Source organism: Sorangium sp. So ce281 (genome assembly GCF_051527395.1).
In the GTDB taxonomy this organism is placed as follows: Bacteria; Myxococcota_A; Polyangia; order Polyangiales; family Polyangiaceae; genus Sorangium; species Sorangium cellulosum_B.
Map to the genome: position 1 here is coordinate 8,164,073 of NZ_CP150322.1, position 19,794 is coordinate 8,183,866.

The window sequence follows — 19,794 nt, forward strand, 5'->3', positions numbered from 1 at the left end:
GCCGCGCATCTGGCGCTTTTCGGACCTGTGAGGGAGGGGCGGGCCCCGCCGCCCTGGATCGCCCCACCCGGGATCCGGAGAGAGAGAGTTCAACGCAACGGCGGCGCGCCTGCCGGAGCGCGCCGCGGCGGGGTGATCGCTACCGCGTCAGCGCGCCTGGCCCGCTCGCCGGCTCGGCGGCGGGGCCGTTCTTCAGCGCCTTCACCGACTCGACCATCAGCGACACCGCGAGCCCGATCAGCGCGAGCCCCACGACGCCGTTCATCGTCGTCGCGTTCAGCGCAAACCCCTCGGTCCGCACGGCGGCGAACGCGGTCCGCACCTGGAGGATGAGGGCCCACACCGTGATCGTCATGACGAACACCATCGGGATCGCCGTGTACCAGATGCGCCGCTTCTCGCGGTGCAGCCAGACGGTGACCGCGAGGAGCGTCAGCGCCGCGAGCAGCTGGTTGCTCGTGCCGAACAGCGTCCAGAAGTCGAGGTACGCGGGCCGCACGCCGGGCGCGGGCGGGCGCGCGGTCATGATGAACAGCGTGGGCGGCGCCAGCGAGATCGCGGTCGCGGCCGCGGACACCACGCGCCCCTTCCAGTTGAAGAGCTCCTGGAGGATGTAGCGGCTGAGGCGCGTCGAGACGTCGAGCGTGTCGAACACGAAGGTGGAGAACGCCATGGCGCCGAACGTCGCGGCGAACAGGAAGTGCTCCTTGCCGATGATGACGGTGAGGAACTTGCCGATCCCGTCGCCGTAGATCTTGCCCGGCCCGGCCAGCTTCGTCCCCTGCGCCACGATGACGAGCGTCGCGAGCGCGATCAGCGCGACGAACGCCTCGGCCAGCATCGCGCCGTAGCCCACCGGGTGGGTGTGCGTCTCCTTCGAGATCTGCTTCGACGTCGTCCCCGAGCAGACGAGCCCGTGGAAGCCGGAGCAGGCGCCGCAGGCGATGGTGACGAACAGGAACGGGAAGAGCATGCCGGTCGCGCCGCCGGCGTCGAACGTGGTGAACGCGGGCTGCCGCAGCTCGAACTCCCCCGGGTAACGGAGGTTTCCGAAGAAGATCCCGATCACGCCGACCGCGAGCGCGATGTAGAGGACGAACCCGCCCAGGTAGCCGCGCGGCTGGAGGAGCAGCCAGACCGGCAGGAGCGAGGCGATGAGGCAGTAGACGAGGATGATGAGGCCGAACGCGCGCTGCGGGTTGTCGGGCGGCAGGACGAACGCTGTCGAGATCTTCGTGCCGAGCCAGACGACGCCGAGCGTCGCGGGCACGAAGAGGAGCGTGGTGAGCCAGAGCGGCGGCTTGAGGTACCGCTCGACCACGCCCATGACGATGGAGAGGCCGAGGTAAGCGGCGCTCGCCGCGGCGACGGCGCCGCCGGGGTTGAACTGGAACGTGCCGCCCTCGAACTCCTCGGTCTTGCCGACGAAGGTGCTCGCCGTGATGTCCGTGAAGGCGACGATCACGTAGGACAGCGCGAGCCAGATGAAGATCATCATCGACAGCCAGGCGCGCCGGCCGATGTGCCGCTTCGCGATCTCGGCGACGCTCTCCGCCTCGTGGCGGACGCTCGCGATGAGCGCGGAGAAGTCGTGCACAGCGCCGATGAACACGACGCCTATCGCGATCCAGAGGATGCACGGGAGCCACCCGAACGCCTGGCCGGCGAGGATCGGGCCGGCGATCGGCCCGGCGGCGGCGATGGCGCTGAAGTGCTGCCCGAAGAGGTAGAACGGCTTCGTGGGGACATAGTCCTCGCCGTCGTTCACCTTCACCGCGGGCGTCACGGCGCCGTCGTCGAGCGCGTAGTTGCGCGCGACGAGCCGCCCGTAGAAGCGGTAGCCAAGGCACAGCACGACGATGACGGTCAGGGCGAGCAGCGGCAGCACGCGGCGGAGTATAAGGCCTTCCTGGCGCCGATGTGGTCCTGCGAACGAGGGGCGCCGGCCGGGCAGCTCAGCTCGACCCTGGCGCTCGCGAGGATCGGCAGGAGCGGCCCTGAGCAGCCCTCACCTGGAGCGCTCCGGGGCGGTCTCGCGGTGCACCAGAGCCCCAGGTCGCCGCGGGCGCCTCGCCGCCCCTCCCCTTCCGCTGGGCTATGCTGGCGCCATGGCCGAAGCCGCGAGGGATCTGCCGAAGACGTGGGAGGATCTCGATGCCGTGCCCGAGGACTGCATCGGCGAGATCATCGACGGTGAGCTCGTGATGCATCCGCGGCCGAACGATCCTCACTCGGCCGCGCAGTCGAATCTGACCAGCCTGCTCGGGGGGCCCTTCCGGTTCGGGAAAGACGGCGGCCCCGGGGGCTGGGTCTTCCGTGTCGAGCCGCGCATCGATCTTGGCGGCGACATTCGCGTGCCCGACCTCGCCGGATGGCACCGCACGCGCTTCGCGGCGCCCAGGAAAGGGCCTCTCACGGTCATCCCGGACTGGATCTGCGAGGTGCTCTCCGGCGACAGCACGGCCGCGACCGATCGCAGCGAGAAGATGCCGCTCTACGCCGCGAGCGGCGTGAGCCATGTGTGGCTCGCCGATCCAGAGCTGCGGACCCTCGAGGTCTTCCGGCTGCTCGGGGCGAAGTGGCTGCTCGTCGACACGTTCCACGGAAACGTGACGGTACGGGCCGAGCCGTTCGACGCGATCGAGCTCGATCTCGCGCCGCTCTGGGACGAGGGCGCATAGCCTCGCTGGAGGGCGACGGGCCCCCCCGGAGACGCTCCGCCCTCAGCGGCTGGCGTTCAGCGTGTCCCAGTAGCTGTGCAGGCCGCGGAGGTTGTTCCCGCCGTCGACGAACACCGTATCTCCGGTGATCCAGCGCGACTCCTCGCTGCAGAGGAACGAGACCACGGGCGCCACGTCGGCCGTCTCCCCGATCCGCCCGAGGGGCGTGCGCTCGAGGAACCGCTGGGCGCTGAGCCCCGCCGTGAGCCCGATGGCGTCGACGAGCGGGGTCCGGATGAGCCCCGGCGCCACCACGTTCACCCGGATGCCGTGGCGCCCGAGCTCGGACGCGGCTGCCTTGGTGAGCTGCGCGAGGGCCGCCTTGGAGGCGCAGTAATGCGACAGGCCGTCGGTCGGCAGGACCTGGTTGATCGAGGTGATGTTGACGAAGGCGCCCGGCTGCTTCGCGGCGATGAGGCCGCGGGCGACCGCCTTCATGAAGAGGAAGGGGCCCTTCAGGTTGGTGCCGAGGACGCTGTCGAAATCCTCCTCCGGCAGGTCCGTCAGGAGCGAGAGCGTGGCGATCCCCGCGTTGTTCACGAGGATCCCCGGCAACCCGAACGCCGACGTCGCCGCCTCGACGGCGCGCGACACGTCTTCGGCGCGGGACGCGTCGCCCGGGAAGGGCAGCGCGCGCGCCGCGCCGCCGGCCGCGCGGTTCAGCTCCTCGGCCGCCACCTCGACCTTCGCCGCCGTCCGGCCGAAGAGCAGCACGTCGCTGCCGCGACGCATGAGGTCTTTCGCGATCTCGAGACCGATCCCCTGACCACCCCCGGTGACAATTGCGCTCTTGGAAATAAGCTTCATCTCGACCTCCGTGACTGGGGAAAGCAGATCCAATATATCCTTGATCGCCTGGAGGAACCTCGGCCGGCGGAGCGCCGATCTCGCTCAGGCCGGCAGCATCATCGGCGCGCGCACCTTCGCGGCGATTTCCTCGCCCCGGAGCCGCGCGACGAGCGCGAGCGCGAACGCCATCGCGGTGCCCGGCCCCTGGCTCGTGACGAGCAGCCCGTCCTCGACGACCGGGCTCGCGAGGAGCTCGCCGTGCGCCGACACCACGTCGTTCACGGACGGGTGGCACGCCATCCTGCGGCCCTGGAAGAGCCCGTGCGCCGCGAGCGCGATCGGCGCGGCGCAGATCGCCGCGACGACCCGGCCCGCCTGCGCCTGCGCATGAAGGCGCTCCCCGACGGCCGGCGAGCTGGCCAGCCGGTCGGCCCCGCCCTTGCCGCCCGGGAGGACCACCACGTCGAAGTCGCCCGTCACCGCCGAGAGATCCGCGTCCGGCACGAGGCGCACGCCCCGGCTGCAGCGCACCGGGCCCGGGCCATCGAGCCCGGCGAGGACGACCTCGACCTCGGCGCGGCGCAGGACATCGACGAGGATCGTCGTTTCCATCTCCTCGGCTCCCTCGGCAAGGATCACGAGCGCTCGCGGCGTCTTCATGGGCGCCGGCATGGGGCCGCGGGCCGCCGGATGCAAGCCGGACGCGCACAGGGCGCTGGGGGGCGCAAGCCGGACGCAGGCTGAGCGAGCGCATGCGAGCAGATCAAGGATCGAGCCGCGCGAGCGCGTGCGCGCGCCGGCAGAGGCGGGCGGCGCGGAAGCCCCTTTGCCTGGGCACGGCGACGCGCTAGGAGCGGGGGCATGGCGGAGCCGTCCGACGATCCGTTTGGCCTCTCGGGGCAGACCATCGAGGGGAAATACCGCGTCGCCGCCGTCATCGGCGACGGCGGGTTCGGCGTCGTCTACCGGGGGATGCACGAGGGCTTCGGCGAGCTCATCGCGATCAAGTGCCTGAAGCTGCCGGCCTCGCTCGACGCCGCGGAGCGCGACGCGCTGCTCGAGACGCTGCGGGGCGAGGGGCGGATCCTGCACCGGCTGTCGCGGGCCACCTCGGGCATCGTGCAGGCGCTCGACGTCGGCGCGTTCACCACCCAGGCCGGCGTGTGGGTGCCCTACCTGGTGCTGGAGTGGCTGGAGGGCCAGACCCTCGGGCAATACCTCCGGGAGCGGCGCGAGCGGGGCGAGGCCGGCATGTCGATCGCCGAGGCGATCCAGCTGCTCACCCCGGCCGCGCGCGCGCTCGCCGTCGCGCACGCGCACAAGGTCGCGCACCGGGACGTGAAGCCGGCGAACCTGTTCCTCACCCAGGTCGGCGGGGCGCGGACGCTGAAGGTGCTCGATTTCGGCATCGCCAAGGTGCTGTCCGACCACCCGACGTTCACCGAGGCGCTCGCCGCGACCCGGCAGGGGCCGAGCGCCTTCACGCCGCGCTACGGCGCGCCCGAGCAGTTCAACAAGGCCCGCGGCGCGACGGGCCCGTGGACCGACGTGTTCGCGCTCGCGCTCATCTTCGTCGAGCTCGTGAGCGGCAGGCGCGCGCTCGAGGGGGACGACCCCACGCAGCTCTACGTCGCCTCGGCCGACCCGGCGGTGCGCCCGACGCTGCGCGCGCGGGGGCTCCCGGACGCGCCCGAGGCGATCGAGCGCGTGCTCGACAAGGCGCTCGCGATCGAGCCCAAGCACCGCTTCACGAGCGCGGGCGAGTTCTGGGACGCGCTCTCGGCCGCGGCGCACGGCGAGCGCGCGGGGTCGTTCGCGGGCCGCGGCGGTCCCTCCGCGGAGCACGCGGCGGGGCAGTCGACCGCGGAGTACGCGGCCGCGCAGGGGCTCGGCGTGGCCGTCGGGCCGAGCGAGCCGACGATGCTCGCCGACGCGCACGCGCCCGCCCCGGCGCGGCCTGCCGTCGTCAAGGTGAGCCACGGCGCGAGCGGGCCGCAGGCCGCCGGCGCGACGGGCGGCGCGGCGCCTCACGCGAGAGACGGGGGCGGCGCGCTGGCGACGGGGGGCTCCAGGACCGCGCAGGTCGAGGACTCCATGATCGAGACGGTCGCGCCCGCCAGCCCCCCTGCGGCCGGCGCGGCCCCGCACCCCGGCGCGGCCCCGCACCCCGGCGCGGCCCCGCACCCCGGCGCGGCCCCGCACCCCGGCGCGGCCCCGCACCCCGGCGCGGCCCCGCACCCCCAGGCCGCGGCGGGCGGACCGCCGCACGGCGCGCCGCCGGTCGCAGCGCCGCCGCAGCGCCGCAGCGCCGGGCGCGCGGCGCTTCCCTGGTTCGTGGCGGCGCTCGTTCTCGGCGGCGCCGGCGCGACGGCGTACGTCCTGACGCGGGCGCCCGACAAGAAGCCGGCGAAAGCGCCGGCCGCGCGCGCCGCCGCGGCGTCGTCCGCCGGGCGCGCCGCGAAGACCGCGGCGGGCGTGCCGGCGCCCGCCAGCGCCGCGCCGACCGCGAGCGCCTCGGCCGCGGCGCCTTCCGCCGAGCCCGCCGAGCCCGCCGCGCCCGCGGCGCCGCCGGCGGACATGGTCTTCATCGGGCCCATCTCGACCACGATCGGCGCCGCGGGCGAGGCGCGCCAGGTGACGCTCACCCGCGGGTTCTACATCGATCGCAACGAGGTGACCGTCCGCGCCTACCGGGCCTGCATGCAGCAGCGCATGTGCTCCACGGCGGATCACGTCTCGCTGACGCCCGAGCTCCTGCCCGGCGCGCAGGCGCCGGCGGCGCCCGAGGAGCAGCGGGAGGTCGAGCTCTGGACGCGGCGCTGCAACGAGCCCCGCGGCGCGACCGGGCACCCGATCAACTGCGTCGACTACTCCCAGGCCGAGAGCTACTGCCGCTTCCGCGGCCGGCGGCTGCCCACCGAGGCGGAGTGGGAGGTCGCCGCGCGCGGCGCGGCCGGCCGGGCGTTCGTCTGGGGCGACGAGGCGCCGGCCTGCGAGCGCGCCTGCTACGATCGCAACGAGGGCTGCCTCGCGCGCGGCGCCGACGTCTCGACCTGCGCCTCCGGCGCCCACCCCAGCGATCGCACCCCGGAGGGCATCTACGACCTCGCCGGCAACGTGTCCGAGTGGGTCTCGGACGGCCTCGTCTTCCCGCCGCCCGGCGGCGAGAACCCGCAGGGCGACCCGTCCTTCCCGCTCAAGGTCGTGCGCGGCGGCAGCTTCCTCGACGGCCCCGAGAAGCTCTCCGCCACGTACCGCACCGCCGCGGCGCCGGTCACCGCGCACGCCTGGATCGGCTTCCGCTGCGCCATGGATGCGCCGGCGCAGGAGGACGCCGCCGCGCAGCCGCCCGCCCCCGCGCCGCAGGCTGCGCCGGCCGAGCAGGGCGCGGCGGCGCCCTGAGCTGAAGCGCTGAGCCCCTCGTCATCCCGCGCGGAAGTGACGGATGAGTCGCTCCCGGCGCGCACGGGGTTCGTTCACGGCGTCGGGCAGGTGCCGTCGGTGCAGGCCGCGCCGCCGGCGCAGCCGCAGTCGAGGTAGCCGCCGCAACCGTCGGGGAACACGCCGCAGAACGCGGACGCGGGGCACGTCGCCGGCGTGCAGGCGCAGGTGCCGCCCGAGCAATCGACCAGCGTCGAATGCCAGGAAACGATCGTGCCCTGCTGCGAGCCGTCGAACCGCAGCGATCGCTCGGAGCCGAAACGGGTGAGGTCGATCGGCGCCGTGGGCAGCGCGGTGTCGAGCGGCGCCGGGTCCACGCCGCCCAGCCTGGCGCCGAGGCTCGAGCTCGCGCCGAACAGCGTGATGTTCTGGAAGAACGGGCTGGCGTTGACGATCAGGTTGCCCGTGGCTTCGGTCAGCAGGGTGGTGTCGATTCGAATCGCGAGATCGTCGGTCGTGTACGAGCAGCCCTGGTTGGGGCAGGTCGGCTGGAGATCGACCCGCGCCGTCAGCAGCATGGGCGTTCCGGCGCGCCGGAACGGATACTGCGCGTGCCCGTAGATGCTGTAGGCAACGCCGGAAACGGACGGGGCGGCGAGCTCCCAGCGGCAGGTCGCGGAACAGCCGTCGCCGTCGAGCACGTTGCCGTCGTCGCAGGTCTCCACGCCCGGAGCCACCACCGCATCGCCGCAGGTCGCGCCGCTGTCGATCACGACCCACTCGGTGTGGTTCGAGGTGATGCGGTTCGAGCCCTGCAGGGTTTCGATCGTGAAGAACCAGTCGAGCTGCTCGAAGCTCGTGAGGTCGCGGGGCATGGCCGCACTCAGGAGGCCGGCGCCGTTGTTACGTTCCGAACCGTTCACCTGCAACGAATGGATGGCCGGGGCTGGGCCGGTCTGGGTCCAATCCGCGCTGATCGCGAAGCCGTCCGTGAGGAAGATGTCACCGCCGTTCCTGACCGTCATCGAGGCAACGACGTCGGCCGGCACGGGATATGTCAGGGTACCGACGCGCACGTATCCCTCGACGACGGGCCCGGGGGCTGCGGTCAGATCGTAGCCGCAGTCGTTGAACTCGCAGGCTCGGATCGGGTAGACGCCAAGCACGAGGATCGCTGGCGCACCCGCGGGCACGCCGGCGAGATCCGGACCGGAGACGCTGGCCGTGCCGAGCCCCACGTAGACTAGCGGCGTGTCCGGCAGATCCTCCGGCACGGGCGGCGTGAGCAGCGTGCACGTGGCCGAGCAGGTCGCGCTCGGGCCCGCATCGTCGCATTGCTCGCCGGTGATCGCCTGCACGATACCGTCGCTGCACATGGCGGCCACGCAGGTGTTCCGGCACGCGTCGGCGTCGACGAGGTTGCCGTCGTCGCACTGCTCGCTGCCCTCCACCACGCCGTTGCCGCACGTGGCCCCGTCGACCTCGTTGACGTTCACGCTGACGTCGACGCGGCCGTTGCCGAAGCTCACCGCGCCCTCACCGACGTCGAAGGCGAGAGGCAAATCGGTGACGCTGCCCTCGATCACCTCGAGCGACTGCGGCTGCGGCGTCTGCAGCACCGCATAGATCGGCTCGAACGTGCCGTCGGCGAGCTGGCGCGCGATCTCCCAGCCGGTTCGCAGCTGCGCGGAGTAGGTGCCGGGCGTCAGCTCGACCCGGACCAGCGCCGTCTGTCCGTTCAGGTCGAGCTGCCGGGTCTCGGGGCCCGTCAGATCGAGCGTCGCGCGCCGCAGCAGGTACGTCGTTCCCGACTGCCCCTGCGCCGTGAGCGCGATCTCGACCGTGCCGGAGGGACCTTCGGTTTCCGCGGGCCGTGGCGGATTGGAGCAAGCCGGAGCCGCCAGTGGCAGCAGCGAACAGCAGACAGCGAGCGAGCAGCGGCACGCCCATTCGAGGATATTCTTCACGGTAGCCTCCCTTGTGCCGCCGCTGGCTCGGAAAGCGACGAGCTTCCTTGCAAACGCCGTTTCGGTCTCGAAGGACGGTTCCGGCACGCCCCCCGAAACGGGCAACTATAACAGCGAGCGGTGGAAGGACGCAGGTCTTCGCGCGGCGTTTACGTTACGATGTTGGGGGCAGTCGGGGCTCTATGCGCCCGATGCTCCCGCCCGCCACCGCCACCCGTGGCCCCCGCGCCACCTCCACCCGGCCCAGCGCCCACCGTAGCGCCGGCTCACGTCGAGCCCTCCGCGCCGTCGGCGGAGCAGCGCCGCCAGCTCGACTTGTTCGCCTGGCGTCCGAAGCCGCGGACCCCTGTGCAGTTGACCTTGTCCGGGGATCCCCCCGTCGACCCGACGGCGGAATGGTGGGGTCGTTTGCGCCCACAGAAGTGGGGTCGTTTCAAGCAGAGTAGGGTAAGTACCCCACCACCTTCCATCATCTGGATCCGAGAGATGCAACTCTGGATGGAGCTTTCATTTAGGTAGTGGTCAAATTTGAACATGAAGGCGGGAAGGCGGGAAGAAAACCTCAATGATCTTCCCGACTTCCCGCCTTCACGTGGACTCTCTCCGGGTAAAGTTGACCACTACCTTCATTTAGCCGGAACCAGAGTTGATTCTCTAGATTACGCCTCTATTCAGCCAGTTTCCTGGCCGCGTTGTCTCGGTGCCGCTGATCCCATGGCCCCGGTTCTAGGCGAGGGCGAGAAGATCGGCCCTGGGCGGCGAAGCGACTACTTCGCCCAGAGGACCGAGAGGTCGAGCTCGATCGCCTCGAAGGGGGCGACGCGAACGCGGGCGGCGTCGCGGTGGCTCGGACCGCGTTCCCAGCTTCGACCGGACACGAGAGAGAACACCTCGAGCGTGCGTGCGATCGGGTCGACCAGCCACGCGTGCCGCACGCCCTCGCGCGCGTAGATCGGCGTCTTCTCCGTGCGGTCGACGTCCTCGGTCGACGGGCTCAGGACCTCGCAGATCCAGTCCGGGGCGAGCGCGAAGTAGGCCGTCTCGGGCAGCTCGGGCATGCGCTCGCGACGCCAGCCGGCGAGGTCAGGCACGAGCGCGTCGATCTCGCCAGGCGCCGTCGGGTCGGGGAAGTGCAGCTCGGGCTCGTCCAGGATCCAAAAGCCGCCCGGGCCGCCCTTGCCATGGTCGAACGGGCCGGTCAGCTCGGCCCCCAGGCCCGAGCTCGCGCGCGCGTGCCGCGGCGCCGGACGGGGGAACACGTGCAGGGTGCCGCGAATCAGCTCCGCCACCTTGTTCGGCGGGACGGCCTCGAGGTCGGCGTATGTGACGCGGCGCTGCTTCTCGGCGGGCTGCCCCATGGGCGAAGCCTGCCCGGGGTGGGGCGGCGGGGCAAGGCGGGACAACGTGGTGCGCGGCGAAGCGAAGTGGCGGGACCGCGCCGCGGCATGGTGCGCACCGGCGCGTGCCGCCGCGGCTCGGCGTGAGCCCGCAGCATCACCTCACGTCGTCAGTCCTTGAAGTCGATCGACATGGGGTCTCCGCCCTGCAGCTCACAGGACGATGAACTTGTCGTCCGTGTACACGAGGACGAAGCGCGTGTCCGTCGGCGCGCCGCTGGCATCGAAGCAGGCGACGTTGACGTTCGCGTTCGTCTCGGTGCCGGACCAGCCGACGACCTTGCAGTACTCCGGTCCGGTGCCGTACGCCGTGATCTGCACGTTCGAGCCCGACGCCGACATGCCGGGCAGGCTGACGGAGTAGCGGCCTGCGGACGTGCGCCCTGCGGTGATGTCGGTCTCCACATCGCCCAGGTCCCCCGCGATGTAGCCTTCCTGATAGGAGAGGCTCGGCGTGTACGCCGCCGCCGTCGCGTTGTTCGCCCAGGCGTAGCTGTAGGAGAGCCCGCCGTTCACCGGCCTCGAGCGCGCGAAGTTGAGGGTGAACTGGCTATCCGACGGGGCGCCCGAGCTGTCGAAGCAGCGCACGCGGACCACCGCGTCGTCTCCGGACTGCCCCCAGCTGCCGACCTTGCAGTGATCGCTGCCCGGGCCGTAGGCCGTCACCTCGACCGTCGCGCCGCCCGCGGTCTGCCCCGGCAGGGTCACCGCATAGTAGCCCACCCCCTCGCGCGCGATCGTGTTGTTCACGCCGCTCGAGTTGAACTGGTACGTCGCGGCGGGCGTGTACGCCGACGCCGTCGGGTTGTTCGCCCAGACGTACGCCTCGTCCGAGGATCCGGTGCCCGACTTGTGGACATAGGCGACGCTGAACAGGGTGTCGACCGGCGCGCCGCCGGCGGTGAAGCAGTTGACATAAACATCCACGTCATCGCCGCTCCTGACCCAGGAATTGACCTTGCAGCGCTCGGCGCCCGCGCCGTAGGCCGTGACCTGGACATGACCGCCCGGCGCCGCGCCCACGTCCGGAAACCGCACGCGATACTGGCCCGCACCGAGCTGCGTGACGGTGTTGTTCACGCCCTGCCCGGATACGTCTCCGGAGGAGCTCCGCGAGTAGCTCGAGCTCGCGGTGAACGAGCCCGTCGCCTGGTGCGCCCACGCATACGCCCACGCACGGGACACGAACGCTTGCTGGGCGTGGCCCACCTCGCCCTCCTCGGCCTCGTACGCCACGGCGCAACCTGCGCCCATGATACCGACGACAAGCGATCCCAGCAGCAGTGCCTTGCTCTTCATGACATGCTTCCTTTCCATGAGTTCGATGTTGGATAACGGCCATCGCTGCCCCGGCGCGACCGCGACAAGGCGATGACAAGGCGATGACAAGGTGACTGCAACGCGCATGCCGCACGCGGCCACACGGCGCGTCCAGCGATGGCGCTGCCTCCTGTTCCGCGGGCGAGACGCCGGATCGGGCGCGATCAGGCCGTTATCGCGGCACGCCGGCCGCGACCGGCGACCGGGTTGCTGCGCGTCGCCGTCACGCGCTCATGACACCCTCGCCGTCACGCTCCCATGACAGGCGTCATCTCCGCGTGTCAGCGCGAGGGGGCCAGCGAGGAGCGCGCCGCTCAGGGGATCTCCAGGCGATCGCCGGGCGCCGGGCTCACGATCGCGCCGTCGTGTGAGCGACCTGGAACGTCGGTCGACTCGCCGAGCGCGGTGAGGAAGCGGGCGATGGGGTCAGTCCACGAGCTCGGCGTCGGCGAGGTCGTCCGCACCGGTGACGTGCACGCCGTCGAACGTGACGAGAGTGCCTAGCTCGCTCGCGCCGGGCGCGAGGGCGAACCGGACGGTCCATTCTTTACCGCTGAAGAACGTGAGCTCCGGACCCCAGCCCACCCGCGGCGGCGGGCGGCTTCCGAGATGTCCGTCATCGACCCGAGCCCAGGCGGAGCTTCGCCGGCGGGGATCTGACGGATGGAGAAGTTCACCGTGTCGGTGCGCCAGAGCGCGTACTGGTCCGGCACGATCACGTGCGGCTGGGCGGCCAGGCGCTGCGTGTAATCCGCAATGGAGTCCGCCAGTGAACGCACGCCCAGAGCGATGTGAATTCTTCGCATCTACGATCCTTCGCGCAGCGACAATTCGATGAGATACACCATGACGGAGCGCTGCGCAGAGACCGATACCATGGGTGAGGCAAGGGCACCAGCCCCTGCGTGCGAGCCTGGCGGACGCGGACCATGTCGTTGATGCGCTGCCAGATCAGGCCGCGATCCCGTGTGCGGTACAGCCCGCCGAACAAGGGATGATGGCTTCCGGGCGCTCGCGCGCGAGCGCCCGTGGTGGCAGAGCGCCGGGCGCGGCAGCGCCTCGGGGCCGGTGGCCGCCGAGGTCGAAGACCGCCTCCGAGTAGAACTCGAAGGAGCCCGACATCGACCCGCAGCAGGATTGACCTTGCGGACGCCAGGTTTCTATGATGCCTGGCCCCTGAAATTCCAGGAGGACCATCGATGACATTCATCACGCTGGCACATTCCTCGCGCAACCGCCCGCCTCTTTACATTCGGCCTCTCGCCATCGAGTTTCTATTACAAGAGGAGAAGGGAACGCTCCTCAATGAACTTCATGGACGACGCTACCTGGAAAGTCGTCCGATCGAACCCTTGTTGAGCGCCATCCAAGGGGATGATCCATTCGCGAAAATTCCATTCTCAAAGAACTCGATACATGCATGGGGATACATTCGCCTCAGCGCAATTGAGTACATCACGAATGTCAACGACGCAACGACGGTCCACACGTCAAGCGGCCGAGATTACATGGCCGCAGAGTCGCCCAGCGAGTTGATGGCCAGGTTTCCCGACGAGACATTCGATTGCATTTACAGCAACGAGGGACAAGCCATTTACTTTCGTCGCGAGCGATTGCTCGGAGCGTCTCCCCTCGAAGACTCGTCCACCTATGTTTACACCTTCGACAGCCGGGAGAGCGTACACAGCGACCAGCTCGAGCCGAACTGGACGACGAACATGACAGTCGCTCAGACCAAAGACGGTCGAGCATTTTTTCGGGCGAACCGAATAAAAGGCTTCCTGACGGACCAGAACGGAACCATTGAATTACACGGCACAGTCAAGCTTGCAGGCCTACCGGCCGAGGCTGTACTGAGAGCATGCCCGATCGCGCATCCGGTGTCTTTCGCGCAATGCGCCGCCGGACAAGGCGGATCGGAAGTTAGATACGATTGGGTGCTGGATCGGGACACGATCCATGCGATTGTCCCGAGAAATCCGGGGCTAGGCCTGGACACCCACATCGGCACCCCATTTTTAGGTCTCGACACGGTCGATCCGATCGACAAACTCATAGCTCAGCTTGATTTAACGTCATTCATTCGACTGACTCGCAATTCGGACGGACGCGGCGCGAACGTTCCATCAGACTACAACAAGCAGCATCCATGGGCCTACTATCGTCCGGAATCTATTCTGACCATGGAAGCGAGAGGCCATGGAACAGCAATCACAACGAATACTGATTCGCATGTCGTCGATGAAACACCGGAGGAAGTTCTAAGTTCATTCATTCACCCAGGAAAGCGATAGAACGTTTTGCGCATCTGGCAGAGGCAATGGGATCATCGATCGCCTTGCACGCCGCCACCGTCCACGATGGGATTGCGGTGCTGGCGCGTGCCGAGCAGGGATCGCGCGGACATCGTCGTCCCATCAGTTCTGGTGAGCGCCGGAGCGTGGCCGAGGCAGCCGTCTACGAGCGATACGGTTCTCCCTCGGTCCTCGAGCTGCGCGAGATGCCCGCGCCGGAGCCGCGGGACGATCAGGTGCGCATCCGGGTGCACGCGACCACGGCGACGGCGGCGTGCCAGATGATGCGGCGAGGCGACACGCTCATGGCGCGGGTCGTGCTCGGCTTCTTCCAGCCGCGGCGGCGCTTCCGGGTGCTCGGGATCGAGGTCGCCGGCACCGTGGAGCGCGTCGGCCGGCGCGTCACGCGGTTCCGCCCCGGCGATCGCGTGTTCGGCTTCACCGGGTTCGGCTCCGGCGGGTACGCGCAGTACGTGTGCCTGTCCGAAAACGCGTCGATCGCGCACGCCCCCGCCGGCCTGAGCCACGAAGAAGCGTGCTCGCTCGTCGACGGACCGACCACCGCGCTCTACTTCCTCCGCGACCGGGCGCGGCTCCGGACCGCCGAGCGGATCGCGATCGTCGGCGCATCCGGGAGCATCGGCACGGCCGCCGTCCAGATCGCGCGGCACCTCGGCGCGGAGGTGACGGCGGTCTGCAGCGGGCGAAATGCCGAGCTCGTGCGTTCGCTCGGCGCTGCCTCTCGCGCGGAGGCCGATATCTGATCACGGTCGGGGGCGCCGAGCTCTACCTGCGCGATGCATGGAGCCGGATCTTCGGGAGCAGGAAGCTCGTCTTCGGAATGTCCGTCGACAAGAAGACCGCGCTCCCCGAGGTCTCGGAGCTCGTCGCGCGCGGAGCGCTCCGGCCGGTCATCGACCGGCGCTACACGCTCGCGGCCATCGCGGATGCGCACAGGTACGTCGAGACGGGACGCAAGCGGGGCAACGTTGTGATCGAGGTAGGCGCGTGATACCCCGATTCGCGTGAGCACACGCGGTGCGCTGAGGCTCGGGTCGATCGAGCAGATCCACGGGCTCATCGGGCGCCCGCCGCCCGCGCATCCGCTGGTCTCCGTGATCGCCGCGTCGTGGCAGGAGCCGCTGCGCATCGAGATCCCGATCATCGGGCGCCCCATCGAGTCCGGGCTCTACGTGATCAGCCTGAAGCGCGGGGACGAATGCCACGCCGAGTTCGGGCGACAGGTGCACGACGGGCAGGCGGGCATCATCGTCTTCGCGTCACCGGGCCAGGTGATCACGCCGATCGGCGGCGAGAGCGAGCTCGCCCACGAGGGGGAGGGCTGGACCGTCGTCTTCCACCCCGACGTGCTGCGCGACACGCCGCTCTCGGACGCGATGCACCAGTACCGGTTCTTCGGCTACGCGACGCACGAAGCGCTGCACCTCACACGGCCGGAGCGAGAGACGTTCACGGGCCTCGTCCGGCAGCTCGAGCGCGAGTCCTCGGTCCCTCCCGACGCGTTCGCGCCGGACGTGCTCTCGGCGCAGCTCCAGCTCCTCTTCACCTACTGCCAGCGCGCGTACGCGCGCCAGCTCGAGGTCCGAGCGCGGGCGGCGAGCGCGGTGGCCTACGCGCTCGGATTCGAGCACCCGCAGCACTTCTCGAAGCTCTTCCGGCAGAAGACCGGACAGTCGCCCGGCGAGTGGAGACGTGCGGCGCAGAGGCCGAGGACGCGCCGCGAGACCTCGGCGTGATCTCACGCGCCGCACACGGAGCAGGCAATCACCTCAACCTGGGTCGGGTCGCGCCGCCGGTCACACCGACGTGTCCAGCGAGACGACGCCGCCCTTGAAGCGGATCGGCGCGGCAAGCAGCGCCCGGAACGCCTTGTACCCTGCCACCCCCGGGCGGAAGGCGTGCAGGAACACGTGGTGGCGCCCGTCGGCGCCCACGGCCACGGACGGGTGCCCTGGCCCCCACCATTCTTCACTGGAGCTCAGGAAGACCTCCGACGACTTGCGGTACGGGCCCGTGGGGGCGTCCGCCACGGCCGCGCCGATGCCGTAGTACGCGGTCGAGAAGTCGTTGCCGGCGTAAAGCAGGTGATAGCGCCCGCCCTCCTGGGTGATCCAGACGCCCTCGATGAGGTGCGGTCATCCTTCTTCCAGACCAGCCAGGCCGTGCCGTGGGCGTCCACGAGGAGGTGGGCGTCGATCACGTCCCCGGTGACGATCGGCGCGTGTTCGGCCTCGAACGGGCCGTCCGGGCTCGCGCCTCGGGCGAGGCCGATCGCGAGCGAGCGGTCCTGCATGCGGGCCGTGAAGCAGAGCCAAACTTCATTCCCGACCCGGTGCAGCTCCGGCGCCCAGAAATCCGCCCGGTTGCAGCCGGTCAGCGTCCTGGCCGGCGCGCGCCCCTCCGGGAAGACGAAGCCGGTCAGCCGCCAGGTCGTCAGGTCGCTCGAGGCAAGGATGGGAAAGGCGTTCGGCGCGTCATTCGAGGTCACGAGCAAGCGCCACGCGCGCTCGCCCACCCGCGCCACGCACGGGTCGCCATAGCCGTAGAGGATCTCCGGCGCGATGGCCTCGGTCAGCAGGGGCCGCAGCGGCGCCCCGCCACTCCGCGGCGGCGGCGGGGTGCGGGCGAGCGGCGTGCGGGTCCCGAGGTCGCGCGCCAGCGCCTCGAAGAGGTCGGGGTAATCCGGCTGCTCCGCCCGGGCGAGCTCATGGCGCCGCGCGTCCTGCCCCGGCTCGGTCACCAGGAAGCTGCGCGGCCCTCGGAGGCTGACGGTGACTCCGAAGGTGCACGGCGCGCCAGGCGGCGTCTGCAGGACGATGGCGTCGGCGTTCATGCGACGGCTCCTCGAGGACTGCCATGCTCGGCAACAGGGACCTCGGTCCGGTCGCGCCGCGGTCCGCCGGACGCTCGCCGGGCGCGGCACGGCCCCGGCCGCTGCTACCCCGGCCCCGGAATGCTGCGATGTTGTACCACGGTCGCTGTCCTCGGCATGCTGTACGTGTTCATGACGCTTGGGCTCGCCGGCGAAGCTGAACGCCAGCCACCCAGGCGACGATCGACATGGGATGAGGCGCATGGCGAGCAGAACGAAAGAACGACCGGAATCTGCACTTCCGAAGGGCATCGGGAAGCCGGCGCTGCGGGCGCTCGCCTCGGCCGGCGTCTCTCGCCTGGACCAGGTCGCTCGGCTCACGGAAGCCCAGCTCATGGCGCTTCATGGCGTGGGCCCCAAGGCGATCGGGGTCATCAAGGCTGCCCTCGAAGCAGAAGGAAAGTCTCTTGCCAAAGACGCGTAGCCCTCGTCGTCCAGGCGCCGCGTCCCGCGTGCCCCTGCTCCGGGGGGGCCCGCGCCCGGCGAGCAAGGCAGCGAGGCAAAAGATCAGGATCCAGAGCGCATTTTGCTCAGCCAGCGTCAACCCGCAGCAGGATTGACCTCGCGGACGCCAGGTTCCTAGGATGCCTAGCCCCTGAAGGGTCTTGGATCGGGATACGATCCATGCATCGGCGGGGCCCCGGTGCCCGGCCGGAACGAAACTCGGCGTGTCTGGACCCGCTACGATCCGAGCACGGGCGCGAGACTGCCTGTCCTTTGACAGCAGAAATTTCCGCATCGATTGCGACGGCGGGCTGAGCCATGGGGCTCGACACCGCGCCTGAGGTAGATATCGTGGGCGCTGCCGAGGAGCATAGGGCTTCTTGGTCGCTGGAAATGGCTTCCAGCCGGAGCTGCGAACGCGGAGAGGCAGCTCAGAGGCTAGGTTTCAGGATTTCGTGAGCACGGGATGAACCAACTGCGAACCCTGGGGGTTTGGTTGCGCCGCGGTTTGCTGACCGGATTCGGCGTTTCGGCGTTGTTGCTCGCGCCGCGCTTCGCGGAGGCGACGTCGGTGCGGCCGGTGGAGCCGATCAAGGTGAACGGCAGCGACCTCGGGACGATCACGATCTCGAACGTGATCCTGAAGGCGCCGAACCTGGACGACGTGCTGATCGTCAAGGAAAAGTTCCTGGTGATGTTCCTGGAGGAGATGCGCGAGCTCGGCTACCGCGCGCTCGGCCGCGAGAACCTGGCGCTGAACCAGGATCGCTCGAGCGAGGCGGCCTTCGTCCTTGCCGGGACGATGACGGCGGCGGACTGCGCCGACGAGCGAGGCCTCACCTGCGGCATCACCATCAAGTGGGAGCTGCTCGATCGCTCCTCCAAGACCGTGGTCTATCAGATGACGTCGAACCACGAGGAGATGGAGATGCGCGAGCTCGACCGCGCGGCGGCCGGCAACGCGCTGCTGCTCGGCAGCCTGCGCTCGCTGCTCGCCCGGCCGATGTTCGTGCAGGCCCTCCGGGGCTCGGGCGCCCCTGCGGAGGCGCCGGCCGCGCCCGAGTTTCCGCCCGGAGAGATGCGCGGCTGCCCGGCCCGCACCCTGGCGATGCCGAAGATGAGCGAGGACGTCTTGAACGCCACGGCGCTGGTCAAGCTCGACGACGGCGTCGGCAGCGCGGTCGTGATCTCTCCGGATCGCTTGCTGCTCACCGCGGCGCACGTGGCGACGACGCCCGAGGTGGTGGTGCGCTTCCGCGACGGCAAGGAGTTTCCGGCGACCGTGATGCGCGTCAACGAGCAGTCGGACGTCGCGCTCTTGCAGCTGAAGGATGGCTCGCGCGAAACGCCGTGCTTGACGCTGCGCATGCCGCCCCCCAGCACCGGCGACGACGTGTTCGCGCTCGGCGCGCCCGGCGGCGAGAGGCTGTCGTTCTCCGTGACCCGCGGCATCGTCAGCGGCCAGCGCACGCTCGACGGCAACAGCTTGATCCAGACCGACACCAGCATCAGCCCAGGCAACAGCGGCGGGCCGCTGGTCGACGACAAGGGTCAGGTGGTCGCGATCATGACGTTCAAGGCGACCGGGCAGGGCATCGAGGGCCTGGGCTTCGGCGTGCCTTCGGCCACCGCGCTCTCGTCGCTCGGGCTGAGCTTCGGCGAGACGACCGGGGCGCTCAAAGTCGAGCGTAAAACGGCGTCGGCGACGGCGTCGGGCGGGCTCGCGTTCAGCGGCGTGGCCGACAAGCCCGATCCGCCCTGGTTTTATGTGGGCAAGGACGCGCCCGGCAAGACGCCGGGCTGGGTTGGGCAGGTGAACGGCTGGGGCTGGGTGGTGATCGCCGCCGGCGGCCTCACGGTCGGTACGACCGCGATCATGAACATCGGCAGTACGCCCCCCGAGTTCGGCACGCTCCGCACCTGGAACACCGTAGGTTGGGCCATCACCGGGCTCGGCGCGGGCATGGTGCTGAGCTCGTACGTCTTTGCGCCGGACAAGGTGCCGCCCGCGACCGCGCGGCGTTCGGCGCCGGGCCGCACCTTCGCCGCCGGTGTCGGCGCGCCCGGCATCGGGCTCACCTCGCTTTCCATCATGGGGACGTTCTGATGTTGCTCCGCACGCTGTGTGCTGCGCTGCTCCTTCTCTTGCCGGGAGCGTGCCTGCTCTTGCAAGACCCGCCGACGAGCTCGCTGGGCGGCGATTGCGAAGACGACGACTGGTGCAATGAAGGCCTGATCTGCGTCTTCCGGTATGGGACGAACAACCCGGGTGAGTGCAGCACGCCCGGTACGTGCTCCGCCGACGGCGATTGCCCCGCGGGTCAGCTCTGCCAGGGCTCCACGATCGACACGCTCGGCGCGTGTCAGGTGAACACGGGCTGCACCTCCGACAAGGCGTGTGCGGAGGGCGCCACCTGCTACCGCGGTAGCTGCTTGTTCTTGTGCGAATCCTCCCTGGAGTGCCCCGAGGACACGTACTGCCGCACGCTGGATGATTGCCCGTACCGTATGACCTGCTCCAGGGCCTGCGCGTACCGCTGAGGCGCCGTCGAGTCGCGCCCGCCCCTGGGCCGAGGTTCGGCGGGTGAG

General features: G+C 70.0%; 16 protein-coding genes and 1 pseudogene. 9 read left to right on the top strand and 8 right to left on the bottom strand.

What is annotated here, in order from left to right; translation table 11 throughout:
* Positions 1-139: 139 nt before the first annotated feature.
* Positions 140-1,888 carry a carbon starvation CstA family protein gene (locus WMF27_RS30955; RefSeq protein WP_437765270.1) on the bottom strand — a complete coding sequence of 583 codons (1,749 nt, stop codon included), beginning with the start codon at positions 1,886-1,888 and terminating at the stop codon, positions 140-142.
* Between the two features lie 220 nt (positions 1,889-2,108).
* Here WMF27_RS30955 and WMF27_RS30960 point away from each other — a divergent pair, with 220 nt between their 5' ends.
* Positions 2,109-2,681: a Uma2 family endonuclease gene (locus WMF27_RS30960; RefSeq protein ID WP_437765269.1), complete on the top strand. Its 573-nt coding sequence runs from the start codon at positions 2,109-2,111 to the stop codon at positions 2,679-2,681.
* Positions 2,682-2,723: 42 nt separating this feature from the next.
* Here WMF27_RS30960 and WMF27_RS30965 read toward each other — a convergent pair whose 3' ends face one another.
* Positions 2,724-3,527: an SDR family NAD(P)-dependent oxidoreductase gene (locus WMF27_RS30965; protein ID WP_437765268.1), complete on the bottom strand. Its 804-nt coding sequence runs from the start codon at positions 3,525-3,527 to the stop codon at positions 2,724-2,726.
* Between the two features lie 84 nt (positions 3,528-3,611).
* The gene (locus WMF27_RS30970) at positions 3,612-4,169 is read right to left on the bottom strand and encodes a DJ-1 family glyoxalase III (protein ID WP_437765267.1); all 558 of its coding nucleotides are present in this window, start codon (positions 4,167-4,169) and stop codon (positions 3,612-3,614) included.
* A gap of 201 nt (positions 4,170-4,370) precedes the next feature.
* On the opposite strand from WMF27_RS30970, the gene WMF27_RS30975 reads away from it, so the two are divergent.
* Complete coding sequence (locus tag WMF27_RS30975; RefSeq protein WP_437765266.1) at positions 4,371-6,911, top strand: SUMF1/EgtB/PvdO family nonheme iron enzyme; 2,541 nt, start codon at positions 4,371-4,373, stop codon at positions 6,909-6,911.
* Positions 6,912-6,985: 74 nt separating this feature from the next.
* Here the strand turns inward: WMF27_RS30975 and WMF27_RS30980 are convergent, their stop codons facing one another.
* The 4 genes from WMF27_RS30980 to WMF27_RS30995 form a co-directional block, all read right to left on the bottom strand.
* Positions 6,986-8,857, bottom strand: coding sequence for a DUF4215 domain-containing protein (locus WMF27_RS30980; RefSeq protein ID WP_437765265.1), 1,872 nt, complete (start codon positions 8,855-8,857; stop codon positions 6,986-6,988).
* A 767-nt stretch (positions 8,858-9,624) separates the two neighbouring features.
* On the bottom strand, positions 9,625-10,215 hold the full coding sequence (locus tag WMF27_RS30985) for a Uma2 family endonuclease (protein WP_437765264.1): 591 nt from the start codon (positions 10,213-10,215) through the stop codon (positions 9,625-9,627).
* A 192-nt stretch (positions 10,216-10,407) separates the two neighbouring features.
* Positions 10,408-11,553, bottom strand: a complete 1,146-nt coding sequence (locus tag WMF27_RS30990; protein WP_437765263.1) for a hypothetical protein — start codon at positions 11,551-11,553, stop codon at positions 10,408-10,410.
* A gap of 447 nt (positions 11,554-12,000) precedes the next feature.
* Positions 12,001-12,159 (bottom strand): hypothetical protein, encoded by a 159-nt coding sequence (locus WMF27_RS30995; protein WP_437765262.1) that lies wholly within the window; start codon positions 12,157-12,159, stop codon positions 12,001-12,003.
* A gap of 614 nt (positions 12,160-12,773) precedes the next feature.
* Between WMF27_RS30995 and WMF27_RS31000 the strand changes: the two genes are divergently transcribed.
* From WMF27_RS31000 to WMF27_RS31015, 4 genes are all read left to right on the top strand, one after another.
* Positions 12,774-13,868, top strand: coding sequence for a hypothetical protein (locus WMF27_RS31000; protein WP_437765261.1), 1,095 nt, complete (start codon positions 12,774-12,776; stop codon positions 13,866-13,868).
* 146 nt (positions 13,869-14,014) lie between these two features.
* A complete protein-coding gene (locus WMF27_RS31005) occupies positions 14,015-14,632 on the top strand; it encodes an NAD(P)-dependent alcohol dehydrogenase (RefSeq protein WP_437765260.1) in 618 nt (205 codons plus the stop codon).
* The gene (locus WMF27_RS31010; protein WP_437944547.1) at positions 14,632-14,880 is read left to right on the top strand and encodes a zinc-binding dehydrogenase; all 249 of its coding nucleotides are present in this window, start codon (positions 14,632-14,634) and stop codon (positions 14,878-14,880) included. The genes WMF27_RS31005 and WMF27_RS31010 overlap by 1 nt, the downstream gene beginning before the upstream one ends.
* A gap of 13 nt (positions 14,881-14,893) precedes the next feature.
* A complete protein-coding gene (locus WMF27_RS31015; protein ID WP_437765259.1) occupies positions 14,894-15,625 on the top strand; it encodes a helix-turn-helix domain-containing protein in 732 nt (243 codons plus the stop codon).
* Positions 15,626-15,685: 60 nt separating this feature from the next.
* Here the strand turns inward: WMF27_RS31015 and WMF27_RS31020 are convergent.
* A pseudogene (locus WMF27_RS31020) lies at positions 15,686-17,013 on the bottom strand (family 43 glycosylhydrolase).
* Between WMF27_RS31020 and WMF27_RS31025 the strand changes: the two are divergent.
* The 3 genes from WMF27_RS31025 (at position 16,964) to WMF27_RS31035 (ending at position 19,746) form a co-directional block, all read left to right on the top strand.
* Positions 16,964-17,185, top strand: coding sequence for a helix-hairpin-helix domain-containing protein (locus WMF27_RS31025; protein WP_437765258.1), 222 nt, complete (start codon positions 16,964-16,966; stop codon positions 17,183-17,185). The pseudogene WMF27_RS31020 and the gene WMF27_RS31025 sit on opposite strands and share 50 nt — an antisense overlap.
* A gap of 528 nt (positions 17,186-17,713) precedes the next feature.
* Complete coding sequence (locus tag WMF27_RS31030) at positions 17,714-19,312, top strand: S1C family serine protease (RefSeq protein ID WP_437765257.1); 1,599 nt, start codon at positions 17,714-17,716, stop codon at positions 19,310-19,312.
* Positions 19,312-19,746 (top strand): hypothetical protein, encoded by a 435-nt coding sequence (locus tag WMF27_RS31035; RefSeq protein WP_437765256.1) that lies wholly within the window; start codon positions 19,312-19,314, stop codon positions 19,744-19,746. The genes WMF27_RS31030 and WMF27_RS31035 overlap by 1 nt, the downstream gene beginning before the upstream one ends.
* Positions 19,747-19,794: the final 48 nt, after the last annotated feature.

Coding starts and splice junctions, on each gene's coding strand:
- WMF27_RS30960 (WP_437765269.1), top strand. CDS start 2,109: ATGGCCGAAGCCGCGAGGGATCTGCCGAAGACGTGGGAGGATCTCGAT.
- WMF27_RS30965 (WP_437765268.1), bottom strand. CDS start 3,527: ATGAAGCTTATTTCCAAGAGCGCAATTGTCACCGGGGGTGGTCAGGGG.
- WMF27_RS30970 (WP_437765267.1), bottom strand. CDS start 4,169: ATGAAGACGCCGCGAGCGCTCGTGATCCTTGCCGAGGGAGCCGAGGAG.
- WMF27_RS30975 (WP_437765266.1), top strand. CDS start 4,371: ATGGCGGAGCCGTCCGACGATCCGTTTGGCCTCTCGGGGCAGACCATC.
- WMF27_RS30985 (WP_437765264.1), bottom strand. CDS start 10,215: ATGGGGCAGCCCGCCGAGAAGCAGCGCCGCGTCACATACGCCGACCTC.
- WMF27_RS30990 (WP_437765263.1), bottom strand. CDS start 11,553: ATGAAGAGCAAGGCACTGCTGCTGGGATCGCTTGTCGTCGGTATCATG.
- WMF27_RS31000 (WP_437765261.1), top strand. CDS start 12,774: ATGACATTCATCACGCTGGCACATTCCTCGCGCAACCGCCCGCCTCTT.
- WMF27_RS31025 (WP_437765258.1), top strand. CDS start 16,964: ATGGCGAGCAGAACGAAAGAACGACCGGAATCTGCACTTCCGAAGGGC.
- WMF27_RS31035 (WP_437765256.1), top strand. CDS start 19,312: ATGTTGCTCCGCACGCTGTGTGCTGCGCTGCTCCTTCTCTTGCCGGGA.